The sequence below is a fragment of the Bradyrhizobium sp. SZCCHNS3002 genome (assembly GCF_032377435.1).
GTDB lineage: Bacteria > Pseudomonadota > Alphaproteobacteria > Rhizobiales > Xanthobacteraceae > Bradyrhizobium.
On sequence record NZ_JAUHHY010000004.1, the window covers coordinates 303,267 to 317,765 of the forward strand.

The 14,499-nt window shown below is 66.0% G+C and carries 16 protein-coding genes; 3 read left to right on the top strand and 13 right to left on the bottom strand.

Annotated features, from left to right (window positions below; translation table 11 throughout):
• Positions 1-9: 9 nt before the first annotated feature.
• The 9 genes from QW845_RS11095 to QW845_RS11135 form a co-directional block, all read right to left on the bottom strand.
• Entirely contained in the window at positions 10-309 is a 300-nt protein-coding gene (locus QW845_RS11095) for a hypothetical protein (RefSeq protein ID WP_315801615.1), read from the bottom strand.
• A 38-nt stretch (positions 310-347) separates the two neighbouring features.
• Positions 348-1,052 carry an ABC transporter ATP-binding protein gene (locus tag QW845_RS11100; protein ID WP_315801771.1) on the bottom strand — a complete coding sequence of 235 codons (705 nt, stop codon included), beginning with the start codon at positions 1,050-1,052 and terminating at the stop codon, positions 348-350.
• A 16-nt stretch (positions 1,053-1,068) separates the two neighbouring features.
• Positions 1,069-1,839, bottom strand: a complete 771-nt coding sequence (locus tag QW845_RS11105) for an ABC transporter ATP-binding protein (RefSeq protein ID WP_315801616.1) — start codon at positions 1,837-1,839, stop codon at positions 1,069-1,071.
• Positions 1,832-2,779: a branched-chain amino acid ABC transporter permease gene (locus QW845_RS11110; protein ID WP_315801617.1), complete on the bottom strand. Its 948-nt coding sequence runs from the start codon at positions 2,777-2,779 to the stop codon at positions 1,832-1,834. The genes QW845_RS11105 and QW845_RS11110 overlap by 8 nt, the downstream gene beginning before the upstream one ends.
• On the bottom strand, positions 2,776-3,693 hold the full coding sequence (locus tag QW845_RS11115) for a branched-chain amino acid ABC transporter permease (RefSeq protein WP_315801618.1): 918 nt from the start codon (positions 3,691-3,693) through the stop codon (positions 2,776-2,778). The genes QW845_RS11110 and QW845_RS11115 overlap by 4 nt, the downstream gene beginning before the upstream one ends.
• A 145-nt stretch (positions 3,694-3,838) precedes the next feature.
• On the bottom strand, positions 3,839-5,008 hold the full coding sequence (locus QW845_RS11120; protein WP_315801619.1) for an ABC transporter substrate-binding protein: 1,170 nt from the start codon (positions 5,006-5,008) through the stop codon (positions 3,839-3,841).
• 263 nt (positions 5,009-5,271) lie between these two features.
• Complete coding sequence (locus tag QW845_RS11125; RefSeq protein ID WP_315801620.1) at positions 5,272-6,492, bottom strand: ABC transporter substrate-binding protein; 1,221 nt, start codon at positions 6,490-6,492, stop codon at positions 5,272-5,274.
• 46 nt (positions 6,493-6,538) lie between these two features.
• A complete protein-coding gene (locus QW845_RS11130; protein WP_315801621.1) occupies positions 6,539-6,862 on the bottom strand; it encodes a 2Fe-2S iron-sulfur cluster-binding protein in 324 nt (107 codons plus the stop codon).
• 8 nt (positions 6,863-6,870) lie between these two features.
• Positions 6,871-8,106, bottom strand: coding sequence for a cytochrome P450 (locus QW845_RS11135; protein WP_315801622.1), 1,236 nt, complete (start codon positions 8,104-8,106; stop codon positions 6,871-6,873).
• A 77-nt stretch (positions 8,107-8,183) separates the two neighbouring features.
• Here QW845_RS11135 and QW845_RS11140 point away from each other — a divergent pair, with 77 nt between their 5' ends.
• The 3 genes from QW845_RS11140 (at position 8,184) to atzF (ending at position 11,613) form a co-directional block, all read left to right on the top strand.
• On the top strand, positions 8,184-8,690 hold the full coding sequence (locus QW845_RS11140) for a MarR family winged helix-turn-helix transcriptional regulator (protein WP_315801623.1): 507 nt from the start codon (positions 8,184-8,186) through the stop codon (positions 8,688-8,690).
• 345 nt (positions 8,691-9,035) lie between these two features.
• Entirely contained in the window at positions 9,036-9,578 is a 543-nt protein-coding gene (locus QW845_RS11145) for a DUF805 domain-containing protein (protein WP_315801624.1), read from the top strand.
• A 247-nt stretch (positions 9,579-9,825) separates the two neighbouring features.
• Complete coding sequence (atzF, locus tag QW845_RS11150; RefSeq protein WP_315801625.1) at positions 9,826-11,613, top strand: allophanate hydrolase; 1,788 nt, start codon at positions 9,826-9,828, stop codon at positions 11,611-11,613.
• Between the two features lie 175 nt (positions 11,614-11,788).
• Here atzF and QW845_RS11155 read toward each other — a convergent pair whose 3' ends face one another.
• The 4 genes from QW845_RS11155 to QW845_RS11170 are packed head-to-tail and all read right to left on the bottom strand — an operon-like array spanning position 11,789 to position 14,486.
• Entirely contained in the window at positions 11,789-12,520 is a 732-nt protein-coding gene (locus QW845_RS11155) for a GntR family transcriptional regulator (RefSeq protein ID WP_315801626.1), read from the bottom strand.
• 2 nt (positions 12,521-12,522) lie between these two features.
• A complete protein-coding gene (gene hpxZ / locus QW845_RS11160) occupies positions 12,523-12,915 on the bottom strand; it encodes an oxalurate catabolism protein HpxZ (RefSeq protein WP_315801627.1) in 393 nt (130 codons plus the stop codon).
• Positions 12,896-14,296, bottom strand: coding sequence for an AtzE family amidohydrolase (locus QW845_RS11165; RefSeq protein ID WP_315801628.1), 1,401 nt, complete (start codon positions 14,294-14,296; stop codon positions 12,896-12,898). Before QW845_RS11165 ends, hpxZ begins: the two co-directional genes overlap by 20 nt.
• Positions 14,297-14,306: 10 nt before the next feature.
• Positions 14,307-14,486 carry a DUF4089 domain-containing protein gene (locus QW845_RS11170; protein WP_315801629.1) on the bottom strand — a complete coding sequence of 60 codons (180 nt, stop codon included), beginning with the start codon at positions 14,484-14,486 and terminating at the stop codon, positions 14,307-14,309.
• Between the last annotated feature and the right edge of the window lie 13 nt (positions 14,487-14,499).

Consider the following 14,499-nt stretch of genomic DNA (forward strand, 5'->3'; position numbering starts at 1 on the left):
CGGCGGCGCCTAGGTTGGCGGCGTCATCTTGACGATGATTCCGACGATCAGCATGAAGGCGAGACAAAGCGCCGTCTCGAGGTCGGAATGAGCAGACCAGAAGCTGCGCAGACTGGCCGCGGCCTTTTTCGGTGCTTCGATTCGGAGATGAGGCGCACGCATTTGCTCAACCTTTGGTAAAGGGTGAAACAAAGTACTACCCTGAAGAATAATCCCGTCCACGCCGCGCCTCAATGCGAAAAATCGGCGTACGCCCGCACGACTATGAAATCTACGCCCCTCGCGCGACGCGATCTTGATTTGAGTCAATCCGCTTCCACGTCGTCATAGCCGGCAGCGCTCCGCCCTCAGATACCGAGATAACGGTGCTGCAGCTCCGGCTCGGCCATCAGTTGGTCCGATGTGCCGTGCCACACCGTGCGGCCACGCTCGATGATATAGTGGCGGTCGCAGATGCGGGTCAGATGCTCGACATTCTTGTCGATCACCAGGATCGACTGCCCGCGCGATTTCAGCAGCGACAGGCAGTTCCAGATCTCCTCGCGGATCAACGGCGCCAGCCCCTCGGTCGCCTCGTCGAGAATGAGGAGTTTTGGGTTGGTCATCAGCGCCCGGCCGATCGCCAGCATCTGCTGCTCGCCGCCGGAGAGCTGGTTGCCCATGTTGCTGCCGCGTTCGGCGAGCCGCGGAAACAGCGCGTGGATCTTGTCGAGCGTCCAAGGATCGGACGCGCCGAGCCGGTTGGCCGAAGCCGCCACGAGATTCTCGGTGACGGTCAGATTCGGAAAGATCTGCCGTCCCTCCGGCACCAGGCCGATGCCGAGCTGGGCGATCCTGTAGGACGGCAGCTTTCGCGTCTCCTGGCCGCTGAAGCGGATCAGGCCGGCGCGCGCCTGGGTCAGGCCCATGATCGATCGGATCGTGGTGGTCTTGCCCATGCCGTTGCGGCCCATCAGCGAGACCATCTCGCCGGGACGGATCGCCAGCGACAGGCCGAACAAGACCTGGCTCAGGCCGTAACAGGTCTCGATGCCGTCGACCTCGAGCAGCATGGCGCTTGTCCCCAGATCACCCATGGCCGACCACCACATGCTGATCGCCGAGATAGGCGCGCTTGACCTCCTCGTTCTGCCTGATCTCGTCCGGTCTGCCCGAGGCGATGATTCGGCCATAGACAAGAACCGAGATGCGGTCGGCGAGGGCGAACACCGCCTCCATGTCGTGCTCGACCAGCACGATCGAGACCTCGTCGCGCAGCTCATTGAGCAGCTTCACCATGCGCTGCGACTCGGTCACCCCCAGGCCGGCCATCGGCTCATCGAGCAGCAGGAGCTGCGGCTTGGTCGCGAGCGCGACGGCGAGCTCCAGCTCGCGCTGCTCGCCATGGCTGAGCTTCGACACCAGCACGTCGGCGCGATGGCCGAGTCCGACGCGCTCCAGCGCGGCGTGCGCGGCGGCGCGCAGCGGCTTGTCCTTGCGCGCGGCTGCGAAGAAACGGAACGAGTGCTTGCCGTCATGGGCTTGCGCCGCCAGCGCGACATTGTCGGCCGCGGTGAAGTCGGTCAGCAGCGAGGTGATCTGGAACGAACGCGCCAGCCCCAGTGCGCTGCGCTTATAGGCGGGGAAATGCGAGATGTCGCGGCCGCCTAAGAAAATGCGCCCCGCATGCGGCGCCAGGTGGCCGGTGAGCTGGCTGATCAGCGTGGTCTTGCCGGCGCCGTTCGGCCCGATGATGGCGTGGATCTCGCCCTTGGCAACGTCCAGGCAGACGTGATCGGTGGCGACGATGCCGCCGAACCGGCGCACGAGATTGTCGACGCGAAGCAGCGGCTCAGCCACGGTTCAACCTCCCGAGCATGCCCATGATGCCGCCGCGGCCGAACAGCACGATCAGGAGCAGCAGCGGCCCCATGATCAACGCCCAATATTCGGTGATCTGCGACAGCACCTCTTCCAGCACCAGGAACACCACCGCGCCGACGACCGGCCCCATCAGGGTGCCCATGCCGCCGAGGATGACCATCACCATGAGATCGCCGGAGCGGGTCCAGTACATCACGGCAGGGCTGACGAAATCGGTATTGTTGGCAAGCAGCGCACCGGACAGGCCGCACAGCATGCCGGCGATGACGAAGCACGCCAGCTTGTACCGCTTCGACGGGAAGCCGATCGCCTGCATGCGCTGCTCGTTGGAGCGCAGGCCCTGCAGCACGAGGCCGAAGCGCGAATTGACGATGCGCCAGATCAGCACCACGACGGCAAGCAGGCAGCACAGGCAGAGATAATAGAACTGCACGCGGTTGCCGAGGTTGATCAGGCCACCGAAATCGCTGCGCTTGTAGACGGTGAGCCCATCATCCCCGCCGTAACGGGCGAGGCCGGACGCGACGTAGTAGGCCATCTGCGCGAAAGCCAGCGTGATCATGATGAAATAGACGCCGCGGGTGCGCAGGGAAAGCGCACCGATCACCAGCGCATAGAGCGCCGACACCGCGATCGCCACCGCGAACTGCGCCCAGCCGGAGCCGATGCCTTCCTGCGCCAGGATGCCGACGGCGTAGCCGCCGATGCCGAGATAGGCGGCATGGCCGAAGCTCATCATGCCGCCATAGCCCATGATGAGGTTGAGGCTGACGGCCGCCAGCGCCAGGATCACGATGCGGGTGAACAGCGTGAGGATGAAAATGTTGCCGGAGAGGTTGGAATAGACCGGCAGCAGCACCAGGCCGGCCACGACGAGTGCGGCCACGAGGCTTGAGACGTTGAGCTGTGATTTCATCTGCGGTTGGCCGGAAACAGACCTTCAGGCCGCGCCACCAGCACGATCGCCATCAGGAGATAGATCAGCATCGACGACATCGCCGGCGCCGCCGTGGACGCCGCCGCCGAGTTCAGCACCTGGCGCAACAGGTTTGGCAGGAAGGCGCGGCCCATCGTGTCGATCAGGCCGATCATGATCGCGGCGATGAAGGCGCCGCGGATCGAGCCGATGCCGCCGATCACGATCACGACGAAGGCAAGGATCAGGATGTTCTCGCCCATGCCGATCTGCACGGTCAGGATCGGCGCCTGCATCAGCCCGGCGAGGCCCGCGAGCGCGGCGCCGAGGCCGAACACCAGCGTATATAGCAGCTTGATGTTGATGCCGAGCGCACCGATCATCTCGCGGTTGGAGGCGCCGGCGCGGATCAGCATGCCGATCCGCGTCCGCATCACCCCGAGATAGAGCAGCAGCGCCACCAGGAGCGCCACGACGATGATGGCGAGCCGATAGGCGGGATATTGGATGCCGGGCAGGATCGTGACCGGGAAGGCGAGCCAGGACGGCAGCGGCAGCGCCAGTCCCGCCGGGCCCCAGATCAGCCGGACGGCCTCGTTGAAGAAGAGGATCAGGCCGAACGTCGCGAGCACATGGTCAAGGTGATCACGCCCATAGAGATGGCGCAGTGCCGTGAATTCGAGCACGATGCCGAGCAGAAGCGTGGCTCCGAGCGCCATGACCGCACCGAGCACGAAGCTGCCAGTCCAGGCCACGAACGTCGCTGCGAAATAGGCGCCCATCATGTAGAGCGAGCCGTGGGCGAGGTTCACGAAGTCCATGATGCCGAACACCAGCGTCAGGCCGGCGGCCAGCAGGAACAGCAGCAGTCCGAACTGCAGCCCATTCAGGAATTGTTCGACGACGAGAAGCATGCCCCTCACTTCACGCTTAAAAAGACGGCGGCAGAACCCGTTCCAGGCGCTGCCGCCATGTCCGTCCCGATCTTAGGCCGGAGATGTTTTAAGCTTCAAGCAAATTCCAGGCCTGTTTCGGCCGCTGGCTCGGAATTCTTTTCGCTCACTTCATCGGGCACTTGTCGTGGAAGCGGTCCTGGTCGTTCTCGACGATGGTGGCGACCGTCTTCAACGAGAGCTGGCCGTCGGTGTCCTTGACCACGTCCTGCAGGTAGAAGTTCTGGATCGGGATGTGGTTGTTGCCGAATTTGAAGGAGCCGCGCAGCGACTTGAAGTTGGCCTTCTCCATCTCGGCCTTCATCGCGTCCTTCTTGGACGTGTCGCCCTTGACCGCAACCACGGCGCTGTTGATCAGCTGGGCCGCGTCATAGGCCTGGGCGCCGTAATAGGTCGGACGCAGGCCGGTGTATTTCTTGCGGTAGTCGGCGACGAACTTCTTGTTCTGCTCGTTCGGCAGGTCGTTGACCCATTCCTGGGCGCCGGGCACGCCGATCGCATTGTCCTTCTGCAGCGGCAGCGACAATTCGTCGACGGTGAAGGCGGTGTAGAGCGGCATCTTCTCCTTGAGCCCGGCCTGCGCGTATTGATTGAGGAACTGCACGCCGGCCGCACCTGGATAGAACACGAAGATCGACTCGGCGCCGGAGGCGCGCGCCTTGGAGAGCTCGGCGGAGAAGTCGAGCTGGCTCGGCCACACCGTGTATTCCTCGCCGACGACCTGGCCCTTGAAGGTGCTCTTCACGCCGGCCAGCATGTCCTTGCCGGCGGCATAGTTCGGGCCGATCAGGAACACCGACTTGACGCCCTTCTGGTTCATGTAGAGGCCCATCGCGGCGGGCGTCTGGTCGTTCTGCCAGGAGGTCGAGAACACGTAAGGCGAGCACAATTCGCCGGCGAGCTGCGACGGGCCGGCATTGGCCGAGATCAGGAAGGTCTGGGAATCCACCGCGGTCTTCAGCGAGGCCAAGAGCACGTTCGACCAGATGTAGCCGACGATGAAGTCCACCTTGTCGGACTGCACCAGCTTCTCGGTCTTCTGCTTGCCGACGTCAGGCTTCTGCTGGTCGTCCTCGTAGATCACCTCGACCGGCTTGCCGTCGATCTTGCGGCCGAGATGGTCGAGCGCGAGCTCGAACGAGTTGCGCATGTCGTTGCCGATCACGGCGGTCGGACCGCTGAACGTCGAGACGAAGCCGATCTTGATGGTGTCGCCGGCAAAGGCCGTGCTCGAAAACAGCAGTGCCGCGGCGCTCGCCAGCCAGAAGCTCTTCATGGTCTTCCCTCCCCTCAAACAAATTCGTTCTTATCGTTGTTTCGTCGCCGCCACGCAGCAGCACGACCCGCGGCGGCGTTTCGCCGCAGCATCCGTCGCGCGGTGCTCATCCTGCGCGCGATCGGCCCATGCACCATAATTCCCGGAAACGGGCAAAGGCAAGAACTATAGTGCTTGTTAAGGATACTGCAGCACAGCAGAAGCCGGCCGCGTCAGCATGACACGGCCGGCTGGGATGCTCGTCATGGCACCCGCAAAGAGCGTCACTTCACCAGCGCGCAACCACCTTCAGCGATCGGACGAAACGCCTGCTCGGCCGGGATCGTCGAGACCAGACGATAGTAGTCGTACGGATATTTCGACTCCTCCGGCTTCTTCACCTCGAACAGATACATCGGATGCACCACGCGGCCGTCGGCGCGGATCATGGTGTCGCCAAACAGCTTGTCCTTGCCCTTCACCGTCTTCATCTGCGGAACGACGTCCTTGGCATCGTCGCTGCCGGTGGCCGCAACCGCATTGAGGTAGGCAAGCGTCGAGGCATAGACGCCGGCCTGGTTGCCGCTCGGCATCTTGCCGTTCATGCCGGGGCGCGCCGCGAAGCGCTTGGCGAAGGCGCGGGTGTCGTCGTCCATGTCCCAGTAGAACGCTTCGAGCAGTTGCAGGCCCTGCGCCGCCTTCAAGCCCATGCCGTGGATGTCGTTGATGAAGAGCAGGAACGCGACCAGCGACTGACCGCCCTGCTGGATGCCGAACTCGGACGCCTGCTTGACCGCGTTGATGGTGTCGCCGCCGGCGTTCGCCAACCCGATGACTTTCGCCTTGGAGCCCTGCGCTTGCAGCAGGAACGAGGCGAAGTCCGTCGTACCGAGCGGATGCTTCGCCGAGCCCAGCACCTTGCCGCCGTGCTTCTCGATGTAGTTGGTGGCCTCCGCCTCGATGCCCTGGCCGAGCGCGTAGTTGACCGTGATGAAGTACCAGTCCTTGCCGCCACGGCCCATCATCGCGGCCGCCGTGGTGTTGCCGGTCGCCCAGGCGTCGTTGACCCACTGGATGGTGTTGGGCGAGCACGCCTTGCCGGTGAGATCGGAGCTTGCGGTCGACGAGGCCAGGAAAGTCATGCGGCTGTTGCGCAGCAGCTCGTTGACCGTGAGGCCGACGGCCGAGTTGGGCACGTCGACGACGGCATCGACCTTGTCGACATCGAGCCATTTCCGCGTGATCGCCGAGCCGACATCGGCCTTGTTCTGGTGATCGGCATAGACGATCTCGACCTTGATGCCTTTGCCGCCGCCGTTGAAATCCTCCGCCGCCATGCGCGCGGCCTCGACCGAGCCCATGCCGTTGGTGTCCTGGAAGATGCCGGAGATGTCGTTGAGCACGCCCACGCGCACGACGTTGTCTGAGATCTCGCCGGCGGATGCTCCGGCCGAGACGCCCAATGATGCGGCCAGCGCGAGCGCACAGGTCCTGAGTTGCTTCATGTGTTCCTTCCCCATGTGTTGCTTGTTTTGATTGTTGTCGAAGCCGTCAGCTCTGCTTGTCCGGGATACGCACGACCAGACCGGCCAGCGCCGGCTGCACCTTGATCTGGCAGGACAGGCGGCTGTTCGGCAGCCGCTCCGCCGCCGTGCCATCGAGCAGCGCATCCTCGTCGTCGGAGACCGGATCGAGCCTCGCTGTCCAGGCGTCGTCGACATAGACGTGGCAGGTGGCGCAGACGGCATTGCCGCCGCATTCGGCGACGATGCCATCGATGCCGTGGGTCAGCGCCGCGAGCATGACGCTGGCGCCGTCCTCGGCCTCCACGCTTTCGCTGCGGTTGTCGGGATGAAGGAAAGTGATCGTCGTCATGGCATGACTCAGGCTGGAGTGCAGGCTGGGGTGAAGGTCACCGGCAGGCTCTCCAGCCCGCGCAGCGTGTTGTTGTAGCGGCGCTTCGGCTCGCCGCTCATCGTGATGCTCGCGACCTTGCGCGCGAGCGCCGTCAACACCGCCTCGCCTTCGAGCCGTGCGACGAGCTGGCCGACGCACATGTGGATGCCCGAGCCGAAGCCGACATGGCCGGAGACTTTTCGGGTGACGTCGTAGGCGTCGGGCTGCTCCCAGCGGCGCGGGTCGCGATTGGCGCTACCTAAGAACATCAGCACCTTCTCGCCTTCGGGGATCGTGACGCCGCCGAGTTCGACATCACGCGTGGTGGTGCGGAAGAAGGTCTGCACCGGGCTTTCGAAACGTACGGCCTCCTCGAACGCGTTGCGCGCCAGCGACGGATCGGCGCGCAGCCGCGCCCATTGGTCGGGGAAGCGCGCCAGGCAATACACCGCGGCGCCGATGCCGTAGACGGTGGTGTCGAGGCCGGCCGAGAGCAGCGAGCGCACCAGCAATGGCGCCTCGGCCGGCGTGATCTCGCCGCTGTCACTGAAGGCGTGGATGCAGGAACCGAAGCCGCCGGGCGCGAGATTGTCGCGCTGGCACTGCTCCGTGACATAGGCCTGATGCGGCGCCGAGCGCTCGATCGCCTGCTGGCGCAGCTCATTCGGCGGCCCGAAGGCGTTGAACACCAGGCTCGCATAGGGGATGAGATGCCCGCGCCCCTCCGGCTTCAGCCCGAGCGCATCGGGGAACACCGACAAAGGGTAGGCTTCGGCGAGATCCGGAATCGCGTCGAAGGTGCCGCGCGCCACGAGTTCGTCGATCCTGGCCTCGGCCGCCGCCATGAAGCCGTCGCGCAGCCGCTTCATGACGGCCGGCGACAGCACCTTGCTCAGCACCGCGCGGGTGCGCGTATGCGCTGGCGGATCCGCCTCGAGGATCAGGCTCGGCGGCCGCCACGGCTTTTCCTTGGCGAAGTCGCTCAGGCCCACGCCGCGGCTGGAGCAGAACGTCTGGGGATCGTTGAGGACGGCGTAGACCTCGGCATAGCGGGCGACGCCGTAGACGTTCCATGCGTCCAGATGAACGACGGGGCCGGCCTCGCGCATCTCCTGATGCGCCGGATAGGGATCGTCGAAGAATTCATGCGAGAACGGGTCGATGGCGAGGTGCGGGATGGCCGGCGCCACGCCGGCAGCGGGGGAAAGACCTGTTGGGTTCATGCGGAGCTCCCGAAGTTTGGCCTTGTCATGCGGCTTTTCCTATCCGTATGAGTGGCGATGCATGGACGCTGGGGATCATGAGCGAGAAATCCGGGACGCCGCGCAAAGCGCCGCCGCGCGAGCCTGAGGGGCACGGCCTCACGCTCGATCTCGACCGCTATGTGCCGGCCTTCATCACCTTCATCGCCAACAAGCTGTCGAACAGCGCCACCGCGTTCTATCAGGGCAATTTCGGCGTCAACGTCACCGAATGGCGGATCATGTCGCTGCTGGCGATCGAGCCGGGCATCCCGGCCTCGCGCATCTGCAGCGTGATCGGCTTCGACAAGGGGCCGGTCAGCCGCACCCTGGCGCTGATGAAGGGCCGCGGCCTGATCGCGATCCGCAACGATCCGGCGGATGGCCGTAGCCATTCGATTTCGTTGACGGCCAAGGGCCGCGCGACGCACGACAAGGTCATCGTCGCCGCGCTGGAACGCGAGCGGCGTCTGCTCGCCTGTCTCGACAAGGATGAGCGGGAAGTCCTGATCACCCTGCTGCGCCGGATCCACGACAATCTCGACGCCGTCACGGGCGCGAGCTGAGCCACGTCGGCGGCCACCGCCGAGCGGCCGCCCTGTCCGCTGCGGCAATCTGTTGGCGCGCGCGCAAGCGGCCGCGCCTGCGTCGAGCAGGCTGCGCATCACGTTCCCGTCCCTTCTTCAAGACGCGGATCATTCCGCGCCTCATTGCTGATCGGGTCGATCGTTCCACAGATTAGTTGCTTTAGCAACGATATATTTTCGGCCGCGCGGGATGTCGCAGCGCGAAAGCGCCGTCGCACGCGATCGATACAATTCTAATTATCGGCGAAGGCGGGCGGCAATTTCAGCCTGATATGCCATGTCGGCCGCGCCCTCGATTGCGGCTCGGCCTGCGGGGAGTGGCGGATGTTGGGGTTCATTTTCGGTTTCAATGCGCGTCTCGGCCGTCTGCAATATTTTCTCGCCTCGCTCGGTCTTGCGCTGGTTTCGGTGGTCCTGATCGTGGTTGTGGCCGTCGGCCTTGCCGCGCTCGCCCCGCAGACGTCGGCGCTGACGGTGAGCTTGCCGATCATGGTGCTGATTGGCCTTTGCCTGGTCGCGAACGTGATGCTGCAGGCGATGCGCTTCCGCGACATCGGCTGGGACCCGGTCTGCGTGATCCCGGCCTGGATCGCCGTCATGGTGCTGGACTACGTGATCGCCGGCCGGTTTCCCGAATACGCGGCGACATCATCGCACCACGGCACGTGGGTTGGCGCGCTGATCAATCTCGGCCTGAGCGTTGCACTGCTGTTCTTCCCCAGCGGGGCTGACGACGTTCCATCGCCGGGAACCACCGTGAGCCGCCCGCCGTCTGCATCGTTCCGGACAGCCCGAGGCGCCGGCTCGGCCACCGAGGCACGGCTCGCGCGCATCACCGGCGGGGAGGCCGAGCGGCGCGGGTACTAGGTGGCGCCGGCGCCCAACCTGCCCATCAATTAGGCAAATCGCCTTCGGCAACCGTGTCCGATCGCCCAACGGCTTGTCGGACGTCATACCAACTCACTGACTTTCAAGATTTTTCCCTTGTCGGGCCCGCATCCCGGCCGTGTACACAATGGCACATGGCTTGCTACGTTCGCAGCAGGATTGGCGAAGCGGAGCGCAATAGAATGGCAGACCAGAGTTGGGGCTCGGACGAGACGCGGAGCGCCGCGTGACCGAGACCATTGCCGAGATCGTCGCCGCCCATCGCGCCGGCCTGACAAAGCCAAGCGACACGATCGCGCGCTGTTACGCCCGGATTCGCGCGCACAACGACCCCGCCATCTTCATCAGCCTGCGCGGCGAGAAGGACGCGCTCGCGGAGGCCGAAGCCCTCGCCGACAAGGACAGATCGCTGCCGCTCTACGGCGTGCCCGTCGCGGTGAAGGACAACATCGACGTGGCGGGGCTGCCGACCACCGCCGCCTGCCCGGCCTTCGCGTACACGCCATCTCGCGATTCCACCGCGGTGGGGCGGCTGCGCGCGGCCGGCGCGATCATCGTCGGCAAGACCAATCTCGACCAGTTCGCCACCGGCCTCGTCGGCGTGCGCTCGCCCTATGGCATTCCGAAGAACCCGGTGCGCGCCGATCTCGTGCCGGGCGGATCGAGCTCCGGCTCTGCCGTGGCCGTCTCGGCCGGTCTCGTGCCGCTGTCGCTCGGAACGGATACGGCGGGCTCCGGCCGCGTGCCGGCGATGCTCAACAACATCGTCGGGCTGAAGCCGAGTCTGGGCATGATCTCGACCACGGGCCTGGTGCCGGCGTGCCGCACGCTCGACTGCATCTCGGTGTTCTCGCTCACGGTCGACGACGCGGTCGCGGCGCTGTCGGTGATGGCAGCGCCCGATCCGCTCGATCCGTTTTCGCGCGACCGCCCCGTGGCCGCTGTGACGGCCTTTCCGAAGGGCGTGAAGCTCGGCATTCCCCGTTCGGGCCAGTTGATCTTCTTCGGCGACAAGGCCGCCGAAGCAGCCTATGCCGCCGCGGCCGCACGCTTCGCCAAGGTCGGCGCCGAGCTCGTCGAATTCGACCTCGAGCCGTTCTATGAGACCGCGCGGCTGCTCTACGAAGGCCCGTGGGTTGCCGAGCGCTATCTCGTGATCCGCGATCTCCTCGCCTCCGATCCCGACGCGATCCATCCGGTGACGCGCGAGATCACCATCGGCGGCGCGCGCGGTAGCGCGGCCGACACGTTTGCCGCGCTGTATCGTCTGCAGGGGCTGCGGAAGGTGGCGGAGCGCACGTTCGCAGACGTCGACGCGCTGGTGCTGCCGACGGCGCCGACCGCCTATACCACCGCGGACGTGCTCGCCAACCCGATCGAGCTCAACAGCCGGCTCGGCACCTACACCAATTTCGTCAACCTGCTCGATCTTTGCGGGCTCGCCGTGCCTGCCGCCATGCGCAGCGACGGCATTCCGTTCGGCGTCACGCTGCTCGCGCCGGCTGGACGCGATGCGGCGCTCGCCAGCCTTGGGCGCGCCTTTCATGCCGACACGGCGCTGCCGGTCGGCGCCAAGTCGATCCCGCTGCCGCCGCTCGCGCCTGTGTCACCGTCACTGCATGGCGACGAGATCGCCATCGTCGTCGTCGGCGCGCATCTCTCGGGCATGGCATTGAACCACGAACTGACCAGCCTCGGCGGGCGTCTGCTCGAGGCGACGACCACCGCGCCGGACTACAAGCTCTATGCGCTGTCGACCACGCCGCCCAAGCCCGGCATGCTGCGCATCGACGATGGCAAGGGCAGCGCCATGGCCGTCGAGCTCTGGGCGCTGTCGGCCGCCGGCTTCGGCCAATTCGTCAACCTGATCCCGCCGCCGCTGTCGATCGGCACCATCCGGCTGGCGGACGGCCGCACCGCCAAGGGATTCCTCGTCGAGCCCGCCGCGCTCGATGGCGCACGCGACATCTCCGAGTTCGGCGGCTGGCGCGCGTATATGGCGCAGAAGGACTGACGGCTCCACGCGCAAAATCGTAGGGTGGGCAAAGGCGCGTTCACACGCTCTCGCCGAGCGAAATAGCAGCGGCGCCGTGCCCACCATGCCGCTGGTGATCAGCTCGCCGTGGGACGGTGGGCACGCTGCCGCCGAACGGCGGCTGCTTTGCCCACCCTACCGCTCGAATGAAAACCTACACCGACACCGCGTAGATCTCGTACTCGCCGCGCACCAGCTCGATATGGGCGCGCATCGCGTTCGCCGCGCCGGCCTTGTCGCCGCGCAGGATGGCGACGACAACGCGGTCGTGCTCGGCATGCGACTTGGCAAGGCGGCCGAGATTGCGGAACTGAGCGCGGCGAAACGGCTGCACCCGCACCCGCGTCGCCAGGGTGATCTCGGCGATGTAGGCATTGTGCGCGCCGGCATAGATCGCGTTGTGGAAGCGCTCGTTCACCTCGTGGAAGCGCTCGGGATTGCCGGCGTGGCTGAGATTGCGCAGCTCCTCGTGGATGGCTTCCAGCCGCTGCCGCTCGACCGGCGTCATGCGCTGCGCCGCGAGACCGGCGCACAGGCCCTCGAGCTCGGCCATCGCCTCGAACATGCCGGTCAGGCGGTCGGCCGAGGGCCGCGCCACGACGGCGCCGCGATGCGCACGCGCCTCGATCAGCCCCGACGTCGCCAGTTGACGCAGCGCCTCGCGCACCGGCGTGCGCGAGACGTTGAAGCGCTTGGCGATCTCGGTCTCGTCCAGCGGCGCCCCCGGCGCCAGCGCGCCGCGCACGATATCGTCGGCGAGCTGCAGGCGCAGCTCCTCCGCGCGCGTGATCTTCGCGACCGCGGGCGGCGCGCGGTCGATGCGCTTGATCTCGGACTCGCGGGCGGGCCGCTGGCGCGTTCGCGGCGGTAGATCGTCCAGGCTCATCTTCAGCCGCCCTTTGCTTCGTCGATGATGCTGACATGGGCGGCGACGATCTTCCAGCCTTCCGGAAACCGGACCCAGGTCTGCATCTGGCGTCCGACCTTGCCGGGCGCGGTGTCACGATAGAACAGCGTCGAGGCGACCGCAGCGTCACGGCCGTAGGTGGTGATCACGGTGCGGGCGGTCCGCCGCATCAGTCCAGCCGGCGAGCGCGCGGCGCGAAACGCCGCGATCTCGCTGTAGCCGTAGAGGTTCTCGCCGATGCCGTAGCGCAGCGTGCGGGAGTCCTGCTTGAACAGCTCGTCGAGCACGGCGACGTCGTTGCGGACCAGCGCCTGTTCATAGCGCTGGAACTGCGCGGTGACTTCCGCGACGACGTCAGGCAGATCGACTTCCATTCTCCAGAACTCCTCTCGGGGCCGGCGCAGCGGCGACGCCAAGCTGTTGCAAGGCGTGGGCCACACGCAATGCGACATGTTCGCACCAGGGCGCCGCGATGATCTGCACGCCGATGGGCATCGGCTCGAGCGGAATCGGAACGGCGACGACGGGGAGCCCGATGAACGAGATCGGCTGCGTGTGAATGCCGATATTGGCGCGCACCGGCAGCTCGACGCCGTCGAGCACGAAGGTCGCCTGCCCGAGCCTGGGCGCAACGCAGGGCGTTGCGGGCGCGATCAGCACGTCGACAGACTTGAAGAGTTCGAGCACCTTGCCGCGATACCAGCGGCGGAATTTCTGCGCGCGGTCCACCATCGGCGCCGGAATCATCGCACCCGCAATCAGGCGGTCGCGCACCGCCGGATCGAAATCACCCGCGCGCGTGCGCAGCCGGTCGAGATGCAGCGAGGCGCCCTCGGTGGTGCTGATGACATAAGCCGCGGCGCGGGCGCGCGCCGCTTCGGGCACCTCGACCACCTCGGTGACCTCTAGCGCAGCCGCGACACGAGCGACCGCTTCGGCGGCTTCAGGAAACAGATTCGTCTGGAAGTGCCCTCCGGCAAGGGCGATGCGCAGACTGCCGATGCCTTGCGAGAGCTGGCCGGAGACCGGCTCCGGCTCACGCGCGGTGCACGCGGCGTCGTCCGCATCTGGCCCCTGCATCACGTCATAGGCGAGCGCGAGATCCTCGACCGAGCGTGCGAACGGACCGAGATGATCCAGGCTCATGACGAACGGAAACGAGCGCGCCCGCGACAGCCGGCCGTAGGTCGGCTTGAGGCCGAAGATGCCGCAGAACGACGACGGCACGCGGATCGAGCCGTTGGTATCGGAGCCGAGCGCAATCGGCACCAGGCCGCCGCCGACAGCGCTGCCCGAGCCGCCGGACGAACCGCCGCTCATCCGCGTCGGATCGTGCGGATTGCGCGACGGACCGTCATGGACGTTCTCGCCGGTGAAGTCGTAGGCGTATTCGCCCATGTTCAGCGCACCGACCAGGACGGCGCCGGCGGCTTCCATGCGCGCGATCAGCGTCGCATCGCGTGTCGCCGGGGTGCGATCGCGGTTGATCCTGGAGCCGGCGCGGGTCGGCAGCCCCTCGACATCGAACAGGTTCTTCACCGCGAACGGCACGCCGGCGAGCGGACCAACCGGCTTCCCGGCCGCAATGTCAGCATCCACGGCGCGGGCCTTCGCGAGCGCCCGCTCGGCGGTGACGTCGGTAAACGAATTGAGCACACCATCGCGGGCCATGATCCGCGCCAGCGCGGCGTCGGTCGCCTCGACGGCGGTGAGCTTGCCGGCGGCGACCGCGGCGGCGACGGCGCTCGCGGTCATCTCGGGAGAACTAAGCGGTGAAGACACTGGCAGGCTCGGCTTCGTCGGGCAGGGAGAATTCGTCGACCAGCTTCGCCATCCTCAGCGAGACCTCGAGATTGGCCCGGATCGCCGGGCGCCACGCGTCCTCGATCGGCAGGGCCAATGCACGCCCGACTGCGTCGATGTAGTCGTCCAATGGCTCCGCCATCAGCTTTTCCCTT